Here is a 14,130-nt window from a genome sequence, read left to right as displayed (position 1 = left end):
GCTTCGGAGAGTTATTTCATCTCTTTCAGTTTACGCGCTGCTTCTTCAGCAAAATAAGTCCAGATACCATCTGCACCTGCACGACGACAACACATCAAAGACTCTAAAATCACACTATCAGATAACCAACCATTTTGAATCGCACCTGCAAGCATGGCATATTCACCGCTGACTTGATAAATAAAAGTTGGCACACCGAAGGTATCTTTCACTTCGCGTACAATATCGAGATATGGCATTCCTGGTTTTACAATCACCATATCTGCGCCTTCTTGGATGTCTAAAGCAATTTCATGTAATGCTTCAGCACGGTTACCTACATCCATTTGGTAGTTATACTTATTACCACCTTTTAAATTACTTGCTGAACCAACTGCGTCGCGGAATGGACCATAGAAACTTGATGCGTATTTGGCAGAGTAAGCCATGATATTGGTATAGATAAAACCATTCTGTTCAAGTGCTTGGCGGATTGCACCAATACGACCATCCATCATGTCACTTGGGGCAACAACATCTGCACCTGCGGCTGCATGGCTTAATGCTTGTTTGATTAAGCATTCAACCGTTTCATCATTGAGCACATAGCCCGTTTCATCAATAATGCCATCTTGACCATGAGTGGTATAAGGATCAAGTGCACCATCAGTGATGAGTACCATCTCAGGTAATTCTTTTTTGAGTAGTCTACATGTTGTTTGGACTAATCCATCTTCATGCCATGCTGCTTCAGCCGTTAAACTTTTGTCTTCTTGTGGTGTCACGGGAAATAATGCAAGTTTTGAAACGCCTAGTTCGAGTAAACTTTCCGCTTTTTTGAGTAATAAATCAGCAGATAAACGTTGAACATTTGGCATGCTCGGAATGTCTTGAACTTGCTGTTGTCCTGGAAGCACAAAAACTGGATAAATCAAATGATTAGCTGTAAGTTGTGTTTCGCTGACCATCGCTCGTAATTGGTCATTTTTACGGATACGGCGCATGCGAGTCGCTGGAAATGCAGGGCGATTGAACGTATAAGTCATAACAATCTCGATGTTCAGTATTACACTATAGGAATAATTGAATCATTTAAGTGATGCTAGGGGAGAACTTAGCGGCTTAGGTCAATTAAATATCCTCGCTATTGTAGCCCCATAATTTTAGATTTGTACAAAATAATGGGATGTTTATCGTTCCTTTGGATTTAGACCGCGTATGAATGATGTAAAGAAAAACTGGACAGGTAATATTCAGTTAGGTGCTAAAGCCGATCATGGCGTGGTATTGAAACAGCTGTGTAAAGCATTTAATTCTTCACCATTTTTTAAGCATTGTGGCATGGTCATGCGAGTGGTTGACGATCAAATTGAGGGCTACATTGATATGCAATCAGAGTTGATTGGGAATGTGGCTTTCCAAATCTTACATGGCGGTGTAGCTGCAACGATGCTGGATAGCATTGGTGGTGTAGTGGCAATGGAACAACTTTACCGCCGTGCAACACCAGAAGATTTAACGGATACGATTAAAAAAGTTTCACGTTTGGCTACCGTAGATATGCGTGTCGATTATCTTGCACCTGGACGTGGTAAATACTTTATTGCACGTGCAGAAACCTTACGTTTAGGGCGAAAAGGTTGCACTATGCGTATGACGATGGTGAATGATGAAGATAAGCCAATCGCGACTGCTATTGCGTCTTATGCTTATTAAATGATGTACTGAAAATGAAAGCGCCTTGAGGCGCTTTTTTTTTATTTAAAAGTAATTGTAAAAATTATCTAAATATAAGAATTGAACGCTACAGTTATTTTTTTTATTCTCGCAATATGATTTTTTATGGATAAAATTGCCATTCCAATAATGACTCATATTTTGATTGGATTTTTTAACATTCAGTTAAGTTTCAAAAAATAGACTGGACGGCTGATTAAACCAAAAGTTAAAAATATCTTTAATTTCAGGAATAACGTATGACTGACGCTCAAGCAAACCAACAGAATGCTGCTTCAGATTTGGCATCTGATGATGCAATGAAAGCAAAACGTAAAAAGTTTTTAGGATTTTTCGCGCTTATTCTCATTATCGCTGCAATTCTGTATGGTATTTGGGCGTTGTTCTTTCATCATTCTGTCAGTACTGATAATGCCTACGTGGGTGCAGAAACAGCTCAAATCACCTCAATGGTGAGTGGGCAGGTTGCTGAAGTTTTAGTTAAAGATACCCAGCAAGTAAAAAAAGGTGATGTTTTAGTAAAAATTGATGAGCGTGATGCAAAAATTCAATTGGCTCAAGCACAAGCTGAGCTTGCTAAAGCACAACGTCAATACAAACAAAGCCAAGCAAATAGCAGTTCTTTGAACTCTCAAGTTGTCGTCCGTAACGATGAAATTAATAGTGCACAAGCTCAAGTTACTAAAGCTCAAGCCGATTATGATCGAGCTAACTTGGAATTACAGCGCCGTAATGAATTGGCAGCAACAGGTGCGATTTCAAAAGAAGAGTTGAGTAAAGCTCAGAGTACGGTTTCTACGGCTAAAGCAAGTTTAGATTTAGCTCAGGCAGGTTTAGCTCAAGCCACATCTAGTCGTAAAGCTGCTGAAAGTACGCTTGCTGCAAACGATGCACTGATCAAAGGCGCAAATGAAACCTCTACACCAGACGTTCTTGTGGCAAAAGCACATCTAGATCAAGCCATGCTCGATTTGGAGCGTACAGTGATTCGTGCGCCTGTAGATGGAATTGTTACACGTAAAAATATTCAAATTGGGCAGCGTGTAGCTCCTGGAACAGCGATGATGTTTGTTGTTCCAGTTACAGCACTTTATGTCGATGCAAACTATAAAGAAAGCCAACTTGCTAAAGTAAAAGCTGGGCAAAAAGTCACATTAACTTCTGATCTTTATGGTGATGATGTTGTTTATCACGGTATTGTTCAGGGTTTTTCGGGTGGAACAGGAGCTGCTTTTGCTCTGATTCCCGCACAAAATGCGACAGGAAATTGGATTAAAGTGGTACAGCGTTTACCAGTACGTATTACGCTTGATCCAAAAGAACTTGCAGAACATCCATTGCGTGTTGGGTTGTCGATGCAAGCGGACATTGATCTCGCATCGAAGTAATCAGCTATGAAAACGCAGAATCCTTTTGCAGAACTCAGTGGTGGGCGATTACTGCTCGCCGCATTTGTCATTGCGCTTTCCAATTTTATGGTGGTACTTGATACCACGATTGCCAATGTTTCAGTCCCGCATATTACTGGTAACTTAGCCGTTTCCAGCTCACAAGGGACTTGGGTAATTACGTCTTATGCCGTTGCCGAAGCAATCTGTGTACCACTCACAGGTTGGTTAGCAGGACGTTTTGGCACAGTCAGAGTGTTTGTGTTCGGTTTAATTGGTTTCACCATTTTTTCTTTTCTTTGTGGTTTAGCCACATCATTGGAAATGTTGGTATTTTTCCGTATTGGACAAGGTTTGTGTGGTGGTCCACTCATGCCACTAAGCCAAACGCTGTTAATGCGAATTTTTCCACCAGAAAAGCATGCACAAGCGATGGGACTTTGGGCAATGACCACAGTCATTGGACCTATTCTTGGGCCAATTTTGGGTGGTTTAATCAGTGATAATCTGTCTTGGCACTGGATTTTCTTTATCAATATTCCTGTCGGTATTTTCTGTGTATTAGCCACACTCCGTTTACTGAAAGTAGCAGAGACTAAAACTGAGAAATTACGTATCGATGCAATTGGTCTTGGTTTGTTGGTGTTGTGGATTGGTGCTTTACAATTGATGCTGGATTTAGGTCATGAGCGAGATTGGTTTAATAGCAGTAGCATTATTATTTTAGCACTGACGGCTGTAATTGGTTTTATTGTCTTTATGATTTGGGAGTTAACCGAAAAGCATCCTGTTGTAAATCTATACGTTTTCCGACATCGAGGTTTTGCCGTTTCAGTTTCCGCTTTAGCATTTGGATTTGGTGCTTTTTTTGGAAGTATCGTTTTAATTCCACAATGGCTGCAAATCAATTTAGGTTATACGGCAACTTGGGCAGGATATTTAACAGCAACGATGGGATTTGGCAGTTTAACGATGTCACCGATAGTTGCTAAACTTTCAACCAAATACGATCCAAGAGCCTTAGCTAGTTTTGGTTTGGCTTTGTTGGGTGTTGTAACATTGATGCGCGCATTTTGGGTGACTGATGCTGATTTTATGGCTCTAGCTTGGCCACAAATTTTACAAGGCTTCGCAGTTCCATTTTTCTTTATTCCACTTTCAAATATTGCAATGGGTTCGGTACTGCCTCAAGAAATGGCTTCTGCCGCAGGCTTAATGAATTTCTTGAGAACAATGGCGGGCGCGATAGGTGCTTCAATTACGGTAACAATTTGGGATGATCATACCAAGTATGCACGTAGCGAAATGGTCAATAATTTACATCCAGAAGAAGTGCAAAATACATTAATGCAAAATGGCTTTTCATCTGATGCGACCTTAGCGACGATTGCAAATTTAGTCGATAAAGAAGCAATCACGATATCAGCTAATCATGTCTTTATGATTTTGGCGCTTGTATTTATTTTCGCGAGTATTTTGATTTGGATGAGTCCTAAACCTAAAGCAATTACGGGTGGACCTGCACCGCATTAATAGTTTTGAAGTGATCTATCTCTGAGATATAAAGCAAACTTATTTAATCATTTATAGTTCAGTCTGATCACTGATAAATGATTAAAATTTACAGTAGAAGAACCTAGATGACAGCCGCTGTTATATTTTTTTTGTCCAAAACTGTGTCTACTGTTTATGGTTTAACTGGTTAAAATATAGTTTTAATGAATGCTAGGATATCGATATGAGTTTTCTAAGAAAGAAAAACAAAGCCAGTTTTGTGTTCTTTATTATTACGCTTTATTCATTCCTAGGTTTTGGAATTGGTTTTATTATTTGGGAATATTTTCTAGACAAGTAAAGCTTTGGTCTGTCGTTATGTCATTAAAAAACTAAAACAAGCGTGTCGCAGATTTTAGACACGCTTTAGTTAAGCTCATCAAAGAGTTATTGTATGCGTTGAAGCAAACGTTATGCGGACTTTATTTTCACCAAAATCATATAAGTGATTTTGCATCAGTTTGAAATAATTGTGTAGAAATAATAAAATATTCATTAAATTGATTTATTTTATGTTGAGTATACTTAGTGAAAAAAATATTAATTCTTCTTATAAGTACGGTAATTTGTGGCGCGGCGTATAGTGCTGATGATATTTTCAAAAAAAATAAATCTATTTTGATGCTAAAAAATAATGAATCGCTAAGTGCTCAAAGCAGCAGTGAGAAAGTTGATTTTTTTGAGTCATATAGACAACAAGAAAATGATCGCATAAACCAAAGTAATTATGATTTGGAGAAGCAACAGCAAATTCAATCGAATACTTCAAATATGAGTCCTCATGATAAATCTCAATATTATCTTGAACATAGACATTTTGATGCTTTGAATGCGCAACGGCAAGAGCAGCAGTTCAACTCGATTGAAAAAGCGAAAAATAGGGGCTTAATTTCAGACAAAGAATATAATCAAAAAATGGTTAAACCAATCACAATGGCAACAGATCAGAGCAGTAATCAACTTAAGTTTTCCATCCCTGTTGGGGAGTGAGATGGCTGAGTAGAATCAGAACTGTACGTTCTTGCTATCTAATAACTAAGAAGTAATGGATTGATTATTGATCTTAATTGTTAATTAAAATTAATTAATTCGAATAAAATTATATTCGAAAAATTTATGATTTTGATGCAGTACTTTAACAAAGTTGCTGCGTCTCAGAATTGAGCGAAATTCACTAAAGCCTACACTCGGTTTATCTAGGTTTTTCAAGTATGTAAAAAAGGAAAACTTGTTAATAAATAAACTACTAGGTGTTTCGCGACTTTAAGTTGCATCAATATTTGCTTGTGTTTAAACCATGCTATTAAAATTCAAACTACTCATAAAACCTACCATAATGCAGTAGTCGACTTGGTTGTTAGACTTAGACAACAAACAAGATACTCAAATCTACAGTGATGATTATTCAACTGAACGAATTAAGAAATCGCAACAATGAACTCTGGAACGGCTTATTTTAAGATATTGATGCTGATAGGAACAATTCAAGTATTTAGCATAAAGCGTATTATCATGATGTTAGAAAATCCTAATTGTATGGCTAAAATGAATGGATTTTTCAGATTCATAGATTTAAATATTCAATCTTGAAAAATGCTGGATTTCATCTATAACGCAAAAAAGCAACGTTCTTAAAATAAACAATGTAGTAAAAAGGGCTATATGATTGAAATAAACATAGCAAAAAATTTTGAAACTAAGGATCAAAGATGAGTGACTATATAAGTATCAATAAGAATGCTTGGAATTTAAAAACAAATACGCATATTAAGAGCGAGTTTTATGACAATATTTCCTTTTTAAAAGGAAGAAACACGCTAAATCCAATAGAATTGGGTATTTTAGGGAATATTTCAGGCAAATCCATCCTACACTTACAATGTCATTTTGGGCAAGATTCTATGTCTTTGGCTCAGCTTGGTGCTCATGTTACAGCGGTAGATTTTTCAGAAGAAGCCATTAAAAAAGCAAAAGAATTTAACGATGAACTGGGTCTAAATGTAGACTTTATTTGCGCCAATATTTACGAACTACCCAGTGTTTTAGACAAAAAATACGATTACGTTTTTACAAGTTATGGGGTTATAGGATGGTTGGAAAATTTAGATTTATGGGCGAGCGTGATATCCAATTTTTTAAAAATTGGCGGTAAGTTTTTAATTGTTGAGTTTCATCCAGTAATATGGATGTTTGATGATGAATTTAAAAATATAACATACAGCTACTTCAACGATGATCCTATAAATGAAACATCTACTGGCTCTTATGCTGATACATCAGCAGAAATAAACTATCAAACAATCACTTGGAATCATAGCCTGAGTGAAATATTTACAAGTTTAATTAATCATGGAATAAATATTCTCGAATTCAAAGAATATGATTACTCATCATATAACTGTTTTAGCAATATGATTAAAGAAAATGAAAAATACAGGATTGAGCATTGTGGTAAAAATTTACCATTGATGTTTTCTATATTGGGTGAAAAGAATCAAAAATAGATAAATTTTTTAAATATTAGTATATTATGCTTGAAAGCTATTTAATTATCTTGAAGATGTTTTATTCTCACGTGTAATGGTTGTTTTCATGCACTACTTGATACAACTAAAAATATCGCTAATGCTCAAACGAATACAAAAGTATTTAATGCTGGGGTTATGTCCTAACAGGTAATAAGTTCCCTGATAATGTGGAGGTTGATGAAGCTCTTTATTTTGATAGAGCTTTAACTATAACGAAGTTAGCAAACTTATATGTCATACTTTGATATGAACTTAATTTGAATATAACAGATTAATTTTTTTGTAGCTCTGCCAAAACTAGCAAGTATGTCAAAATCTTGTCAATATAAAGCCGCTTTTTGTAAGTTATTGAATATATTGATAATTAAATAACTGCTAATAACTAGGGATACAAACTACTTGTTACTAAGGGGGCTTTTTGAGATTTATTGATGTAATAAGTAAAATTAATTTATTCGCTGTAAAAGTCAAATAAAACTAATTATGGTTAGTGATTATTATTTTTAGCTAATTAAAATCCCTTTGCGTAATGTGCAAAAGCATCCCATATTTCAGACTTTAGTGTATATCACTAGACCTACTTCATTTTGAGGTAGGTTTTTTAGTTCGTAAAAATAAACTGATTAGTATATATTCTTTGTGCTTATTTATAATCTAAGAATTAATGAACTATTAGAAAGGCACATATATGAAAAAAACATTAGGTTTGTTACTGGCTATGACAGCATCAACTTCTATATTTGCACATGAGAATCCTGATCGAAAAGGGAAATGTATTGAAGTGAATGGGAAAAATATTCCAACTAAATGTGTTATTTCTTCTGGTGGAGGTGCTGGAGGTATGTATAAAGCATTAAAAATAGGTGATAAGGAATATTTAATTGAAGAAAATACAATGAACCCTGATGCTGAAGAAAGATCCATTTCGTTAGGTCGTAACGCAGATACTTTGCAAGATGCAAAAGAATATTATCGTGAAGCAAAAACAAAGCAAGTGATTAAGACTTATAAAGATGGGGCTTGGTTCTGTACTAAACAGATCAAAGGAAAGTTAGACGTTTGTTATAGTTACTGATACGTATTCAATAATTGGCCCTCTTCGGAGGGTTTTTTAATGGGTGAAATTCATGGTCTGTACACGTAGGGATACACGGTGAGCAATACTATATAAAGTTAAGATCAGTTATGTATAGGCAAGAAAAAAGGCTTAAACCATTACAGTTTAAGCCTTTTCGTCTTATATATCGCTAAATGAAGTGATATAAATTTATGTATTTGGTGGAGGTGGCGGGAGTTGAACCCGCGTCCGCCAGCACTACGCTCGAGAATACTACATGCTTAGATATCGTCTATTGTTTTAACTCTTTGTGACCCGACGAACAGGGTACAAATCGCGATCCTCTAAGTTTAGTACAAAGCCCCGAGGCTTGGCTTTATACGGACTTGTGTGCGTGCGCTTCAGTCGGACTCTCTAACCACAAGTATTCGGAGAGGCGGACAAGCTGCCCTTAGGCAGCTAGAGCGTATGATTCGTCGTTTGCGACTAAAAAATGCAAATTTGATTTACGAGAGAAAATGCGCTCTCGACATGCATCTATGAGTTTCATCACCAGCGTCGAAGCCAGAAACACCCCCAATTGATCTAGCATCATAACACAACTATTAAAAAAATAAATCTTAATTTATAACCAATTAGAAAGTGTAAGGTGATGATATTAGGAAAGAGGCCCATTGAGTTTTTATCGAGTACTCAACAAAGTTATCAATATTTACTTCAGAACGACTTAATGAAATAGCAGTTCATAAAGACAAGTTTCAATTTTTAAAATCAATAATTTTTTATTTAAGTATTTGTTTTAATGTTATTTTTTAATTATAAGTTATAAATATAAATATAAATATAAATTTATAAAAATAGTTGGATTTGTCTTTTAAGGAAGATGACAGTCATTTTAGGACAACTTTTAAGGAATGATGGTAACAAGATTGACAAGAAATCTATCTATCTCTATTTTGATTTAACAAGTACTTTTTTAGAACTTGTTAATTTGAGCTAAAACTCTTGAGGTGAACAATAATGTCGTCAGTGTTGAAAGAAAAATCAAAGCAAAAAACACCTGCATCATTTCCAGTACGTCGAATGGACTATGAATTTCAGGATATGCCTAAATATTGGTGTAATAATGAGCCAACTTTTACTCATTATTTCACTGGTTTGTCTACCTTATTTCCAGAAGGTGAGTCTTATTTCGTCCGTTCGGTTCGGGCTTTAAGAGCTCAGGTTAAAAATAATGAGCAGCTTGATCGTGATATTGGAGCTTTCATTGGTCAGGAGGCGATGCATTCTAAAGAACATCATGCATTCCATCAGTGCGCGCAGCAGTATGGTTTAGACCCAGAGTCATTAGAAAAAATGACAGGTATTGTTCTAAAAGCGATTGAACGTACTTTTCCTAAAAAGTGGAATTTGTTGGTTACAGTTGGTCTTGAACACTACACCGCAGTTTTAGTTGTGGAAATGATGAAAGACGTGAACGAATTAATGACAGATGAAACCATACGCAATTTATGGTTATGGCATAGTGTAGAAGAAACTGAACATAAAGCCGTTGCCTATGATATGTATCAATATTTATATGGTAAAGGACTAGCTGCTTATATTCCTCGTATTGCTATTTTCACCTTTAGTTTAGCCATGATTACGGTTCTGTCGACGCTATATCAGTTGGTACTTTTGAAACGTGATCGTCAATTATTCAATTTAAATTCTTGGCGTAAATTTATGCATCATGGTAGAGAAAAATATAAAGTTTTTATTCCAAAATTTTTAGATTATTACCGCTTTGATTTTCATCCGAATGATACAGATGAAACTGATATTGTGGCTCAAACTAAATTAAAACTAGGCTTAAATGAAACATCACATCATTTAGTATCCTAATTGAATGATCTACTCTAGCTGCTATCACGATCAAAATTTATTTAAATGGATGAAAGGCAGCTTAGCTCATTTATTTATGTTTAATAGCGTTCTATCTGTAAATATTGTTTTTATAAAGACCTAAAAAGAGAGTAAATCAATGAAAAGTCCAAATCAAATGACTGGTTTAGAAATCATGCAAGCATTTCAACAAGGTCTAGTACCTGCACCTGGTATTGCAAAAACTATGGGGATGGACGTTGTTGGAGAGGTTGAGTTTGGTCGTATCGTTTTTATGGCGACGGCAGATGAGCGTCATACCAATCCACTAGGGGGGGTGCATGGTGGTTTTGCTGCGACAGTACTCGATTCTGTCACAGGATGCGCATGCCATACTGTATTGGCAGCGGGTGAAGGATACGGCACGACTGATTTAGCAATCAAAATGTGTCGTCCAATGCCGTTTAATAAGAAACTCATCGCTGAAGGAAAAGTGATCAATGTTGGACGTAACTTAGTCATTTCAGAGGGCTATCTTCGAGATGAAGAAGGCAAATTGTATGCCCATGCAACAGCGACTAATATGATTATTCGTCAAAAATAATTAATCAAAAAAGAAGGTGTAAAAACCTTCTTTTTTCAATTTAGTAAGGCAATTGTTAAAAGATAAATAAAGCGTTTTTGATGAATTGAGAATAAAAATGATGTCTAAACAAATTCAATCAGATATTCCAGTTACGATAACAGGGCGAATGCTGCCGAATAGTCGTAAAACTAATCGTGGACTTAAAGATCATGCTGTTGGTTTGTTGACGAAGGCTGCGAGTCGTATCATGGGAGTTGCACGTCCGAATCAAAATATTCCTTATCCGAGCCCAGATTTTTATCAAGCCATTAATAATCCTTTTCCATTTAAAGGCACTCATTTTGGCATCATGATTGCTGATTTGCCTGCACCACATTATTTTCTAAGTTTTGCTTCAATTCTTGGCATGCTTGGATTAAAAGTGGTAGATGCTGATACTTTCGTTGATCCCAAAGATGGACCACTCAATACAGCAGTTTTGGTTCATGGTACTGCTTTAGCAAATAAAAATGCATTTTCGAGCTATTCGATTCAGAACGATATGCAATTCGATCCACAACATAATTTAATTAGATTTGGTGAGAATGCAGAAATATCAGGACAGTATCCTCATTTTCGATTGATAAGTCGTAGGGAGGATTTTGCTGTTGATTTAAAGCTTACAGCCACGGGTGCAAATTCTTGGTTTGCTCACAGTGCGATTTACCAGCACATGAGTTTGTTGATGAATTATGAGGGTGAAATTACCTATCAGGATCAGACGCAACAGGTATCAGGTTTAGCCACTTGGGAACATTGGAAAGCACCTTCATTGGCTTATCCATTGAATAAAACAATTCCAAAATGGTTGAAGATCCCAGCAGATTTTTTTACCTATCAAGTTTTGACAATTGATGAAACTACACAGCTCTTATTGGGTTACGTGACTGTTTTAGACCACTCGATTGCAGCATTTGCAATGTTAAGACAAGCAGATGGCACAGCAATTCATTTAGATGCAGATGTACATTTTGAAGTCTTGAGTTTACAAGCCGAAGTCGCGCAGGGACAAGATGGAAGTTTAATGAGTTTGCCTGAAACATTTAGATGGCAAGTCATAGATAAGCATAAAAACTTACTTTTCGATATTCATGCTACTGTCGATACGCTAATACTTTTTGGTCTAGCGACTGGTTATGTTGGTGGATATCACTGGCATGGTAGTAGATCAGGAGTGGCTACGCAGGGACGTGGTTATATTGAGTATATTGATCGGCGTGACTAATCTGATTGTGATTAAAACATCAACCCAAAGGAAAGAAAAATAATGGTTACTTTACATCAGTGGGAAATTTCACCTTTTTGTCAAAAAGTAGCAAGAATGTTGAAATTTAAAGGGATTGAATTTGAAACCATCAATTATAACGGTGTGTTGGGGGCTAAGGTTCCAATGTTGAGTAAGGTCGGAAAAGTACCTGTACTGGATATTAATGGACAGCGGATTCAAGACAGCACGCGTATTGCACGTTATTTGGATGAAACGTATCCTGACTTGCCACGTCTTTATCCGCTTGATCCGATACAAAAAGCTTATGCTGAGTTGTGGGAAGACTGGGCAGATGAATTATTGTATTTCTATGAGATCCACTTTCGAGTAAGTGATGCCGAGGCTTTAGATCATGCTGTAGCAATCAGTGCGCAAGGTCGTCCGAAGCATGAAGTGATTTTGATGAAACCCTTATTGAAGTCCGCACTCAGTTTTCAACTGAAAATGCAAGGCACAGGACGTATGGCAAAAGCCGATATTGAAGCAGAGTTTATCCGTCATTTAGAACGTATAGAACTGATGCTGAGTGCTACTGGTTGGTTAGTTGGGGAGCAAAAAACAATAGCCGATATTGCAGTTGCTTCACAGCTTTTAGAGATTGTCCGAACCAGTAAAGTGTGGGGAGCAAAAATTAACAGCTATTCTAATATCGCAGCTTGGATCAAACAGATATGATTACGCGAGTCGCTGTTGTCGTTGGAGTCGGGGCAGAACAAGGGATTGGCGCTGCTGTAGCACGACGTTTTGCTCAATCTGGTCTAAAGGTCTATGTGGTAGGACGAACGCTCAATAAATTACAAGCAGTGACTCAAACGATTGCTGAGCAAGGTGGGAGTGCTGTCGCTTATTGTCTAGATGCAGAAAATGATCAACAGATTCAATCTTTATTCGACATGATCATTGCAAATAATGAACAGCTAGAAGTTGTTGCTCATAATGTGGGTGGCAATATTCCATCCTTGTTTTTAAAAACGCAGTTGTCCTTTTTCTCAAAAATGTGGCGTTCAACTTTTTTGTCTGCTTATTTGGTTTCGCAGTCTTGTTTGAAGATTTTTGAACAACAACAAAAAGGAACTCTGATTTTCACAGGTGCGAGTGCATCAATGCGTGGTAAACCATTTTTTGCTGCATTTACCATGGGTAAATCAGCATTACGTGCTTATGCACTTAATTTAGCAAGTCTATATAAGTCGAAAAATATACATATTGCACATGTTGTGGTGGATGGCATGGTCGATGGTGATCGGGTCAATAAAGCCTTATTCGGACTTGGACGTTTAGCAAGATTAACGCGTGGTACTGGCGGCTTAAATATCGAGGCAATTGCAGATAATTATTTAATGTTATATCAGCAAAGCAATGATTTATGGACACATGAATTAGATTTACGTCCGCATCAGGAGCGCTTTTAAAATGATGAATAAGCTAGGACGATTATTAAAATCATCACAAAATGCTCAACCCTGTATGGTGGTCTTTGGTGAAAATATTGAGTTGTTGAGTAAAGCCTTTATCAATCTTGATTCAGATCATTCATTACATATTTTTCAAGTGACACATGAGCCATCTCAGCACGATTTAAAGATTATCAGTTTAGATAATCAAAAAACCGTTATTCAATTGAATTTGTTGTCGAATACTTCATTAAAAAATCTGGTCAAATATATTCAACAACAGGGCTATAAGATTGAATTATGTATTATCCAGCCAAAGTTTGGGTGTACTGGTCATATCAATACTGTATCTGCTGAAATGATTGAACAATATTGGCAAGCTACAGGTTTAAATGCAGTCAATATTTCGCAAGCTATGATTGCAAGCATGCTTAAACAGCAACGTGGAACAGTAATTTTCCTTGGTGCAAGATCAGAGGGTGCGGAAAAGAAAGCAGATTTATTGACGATGAGTATGTTTGCTAGTATTCGAGCCTTATCACAGTCATTGGCAAGAGAGTTTCATCCTAAAGGAATTCATGTGGCTTACTGCACGCTAGAAAAATGGGATGATCAGAATCCAAAGTTGATGCAATCGATTGCTCAAGTCTGTTGGCATCTACATCAACAACCGAAATCGACTTGGTCACAGGAACTGAGTTTGACCAATTAATTGGCAGGAAAAATTATAATCGACCT

The 14,130-nt window shown here is 36.6% G+C and carries 14 protein-coding genes and 1 other RNA gene; 13 read left to right on the top strand and 2 right to left on the bottom strand.

Features of this window, described 5'->3' with window-relative positions; genetic code table 11:
- Nucleotides 1-11 precede the first annotated feature (11 nt).
- A complete protein-coding gene (gene hemB / locus NGC85_RS12295; RefSeq protein WP_169109958.1) occupies nucleotides 12-1,025 on the bottom strand; it encodes a porphobilinogen synthase in 1,014 nt (337 codons plus the stop codon).
- Between the two features lie 172 nt (nucleotides 1,026-1,197).
- Here hemB and NGC85_RS12290 point away from each other — a divergent pair, with 172 nt between their 5' ends.
- The 7 genes from NGC85_RS12290 to NGC85_RS12260 all read left to right on the top strand — a co-directional run bounded on the left by NGC85_RS12290 (nucleotide 1,198) and on the right by NGC85_RS12260 (nucleotide 8,261).
- Entirely contained in the window at nucleotides 1,198-1,695 is a 498-nt protein-coding gene (locus tag NGC85_RS12290) for a thioesterase family protein (RefSeq protein WP_005056439.1), read from the top strand.
- Between the two features lie 260 nt (nucleotides 1,696-1,955).
- Nucleotides 1,956-3,104: an HlyD family efflux transporter periplasmic adaptor subunit gene (locus NGC85_RS12285; RefSeq protein ID WP_254731552.1), complete on the top strand. Its 1,149-nt coding sequence runs from the start codon at nucleotides 1,956-1,958 to the stop codon at nucleotides 3,102-3,104.
- Between the two features lie 6 nt (nucleotides 3,105-3,110).
- Complete coding sequence (locus tag NGC85_RS12280) at nucleotides 3,111-4,637, top strand: DHA2 family efflux MFS transporter permease subunit (RefSeq protein ID WP_254731550.1); 1,527 nt, start codon at nucleotides 3,111-3,113, stop codon at nucleotides 4,635-4,637.
- 205 nt (nucleotides 4,638-4,842) lie between these two features.
- The gene (locus NGC85_RS12275) at nucleotides 4,843-4,959 is read left to right on the top strand and encodes a hypothetical protein (RefSeq protein WP_005056434.1); all 117 of its coding nucleotides are present in this window, start codon (nucleotides 4,843-4,845) and stop codon (nucleotides 4,957-4,959) included.
- Between the two features lie 227 nt (nucleotides 4,960-5,186).
- A complete protein-coding gene (locus NGC85_RS12270) occupies nucleotides 5,187-5,648 on the top strand; it encodes a hypothetical protein (protein WP_254731548.1) in 462 nt (153 codons plus the stop codon).
- Nucleotides 5,649-6,367: 719 nt separating this feature from the next.
- Nucleotides 6,368-7,162 carry a bifunctional 2-polyprenyl-6-hydroxyphenol methylase/3-demethylubiquinol 3-O-methyltransferase UbiG gene (locus tag NGC85_RS12265; protein ID WP_005057386.1) on the top strand — a complete coding sequence of 265 codons (795 nt, stop codon included), beginning with the start codon at nucleotides 6,368-6,370 and terminating at the stop codon, nucleotides 7,160-7,162.
- A 712-nt stretch (nucleotides 7,163-7,874) separates the two neighbouring features.
- Entirely contained in the window at nucleotides 7,875-8,261 is a 387-nt protein-coding gene (locus NGC85_RS12260) for a hypothetical protein (protein ID WP_005057385.1), read from the top strand.
- Nucleotides 8,262-8,462: 201 nt separating this feature from the next.
- Here the strand turns inward: NGC85_RS12260 and ssrA are convergent.
- Nucleotides 8,463-8,821: a transfer-messenger RNA gene (ssrA, locus tag NGC85_RS12255) on the bottom strand.
- A 442-nt stretch (nucleotides 8,822-9,263) separates the two neighbouring features.
- On the opposite strand from ssrA, the gene NGC85_RS12250 reads away from it, so the two are divergent.
- The 6 genes from NGC85_RS12250 (at nucleotide 9,264) to NGC85_RS12225 (ending at nucleotide 14,104) form a co-directional block, all read left to right on the top strand.
- Nucleotides 9,264-10,127: a metal-dependent hydrolase gene (locus NGC85_RS12250; protein WP_254731545.1), complete on the top strand. Its 864-nt coding sequence runs from the start codon at nucleotides 9,264-9,266 to the stop codon at nucleotides 10,125-10,127.
- A 139-nt stretch (nucleotides 10,128-10,266) separates the two neighbouring features.
- Complete coding sequence (locus NGC85_RS12245) at nucleotides 10,267-10,710, top strand: PaaI family thioesterase (RefSeq protein ID WP_005056426.1); 444 nt, start codon at nucleotides 10,267-10,269, stop codon at nucleotides 10,708-10,710.
- A 97-nt stretch (nucleotides 10,711-10,807) separates the two neighbouring features.
- Nucleotides 10,808-11,956: a DUF6670 family protein gene (locus NGC85_RS12240; protein ID WP_254731543.1), complete on the top strand. Its 1,149-nt coding sequence runs from the start codon at nucleotides 10,808-10,810 to the stop codon at nucleotides 11,954-11,956.
- A 42-nt stretch (nucleotides 11,957-11,998) separates the two neighbouring features.
- Nucleotides 11,999-12,673: a glutathione S-transferase family protein gene (locus tag NGC85_RS12235; protein ID WP_254731541.1), complete on the top strand. Its 675-nt coding sequence runs from the start codon at nucleotides 11,999-12,001 to the stop codon at nucleotides 12,671-12,673.
- Nucleotides 12,670-13,410, top strand: a complete 741-nt coding sequence (locus NGC85_RS12230; RefSeq protein ID WP_254731539.1) for an SDR family NAD(P)-dependent oxidoreductase — start codon at nucleotides 12,670-12,672, stop codon at nucleotides 13,408-13,410. Before NGC85_RS12235 ends, NGC85_RS12230 begins: the two co-directional genes overlap by 4 nt.
- Before the next feature lies 1 nt (nucleotide 13,411).
- Nucleotides 13,412-14,104, top strand: coding sequence for an SDR family NAD(P)-dependent oxidoreductase (locus NGC85_RS12225; protein WP_254731537.1), 693 nt, complete (start codon nucleotides 13,412-13,414; stop codon nucleotides 14,102-14,104).
- Nucleotides 14,105-14,130 lie beyond the last annotated feature (26 nt).

The sequence above is a fragment of the Acinetobacter sp. Z1 genome (genome assembly GCF_024296945.1).
Classification (GTDB): Bacteria; Pseudomonadota; Gammaproteobacteria; order Pseudomonadales; family Moraxellaceae; genus Acinetobacter; species Acinetobacter beijerinckii.
This window is presented reverse-complemented; position numbering and strand designations above follow the sequence as displayed.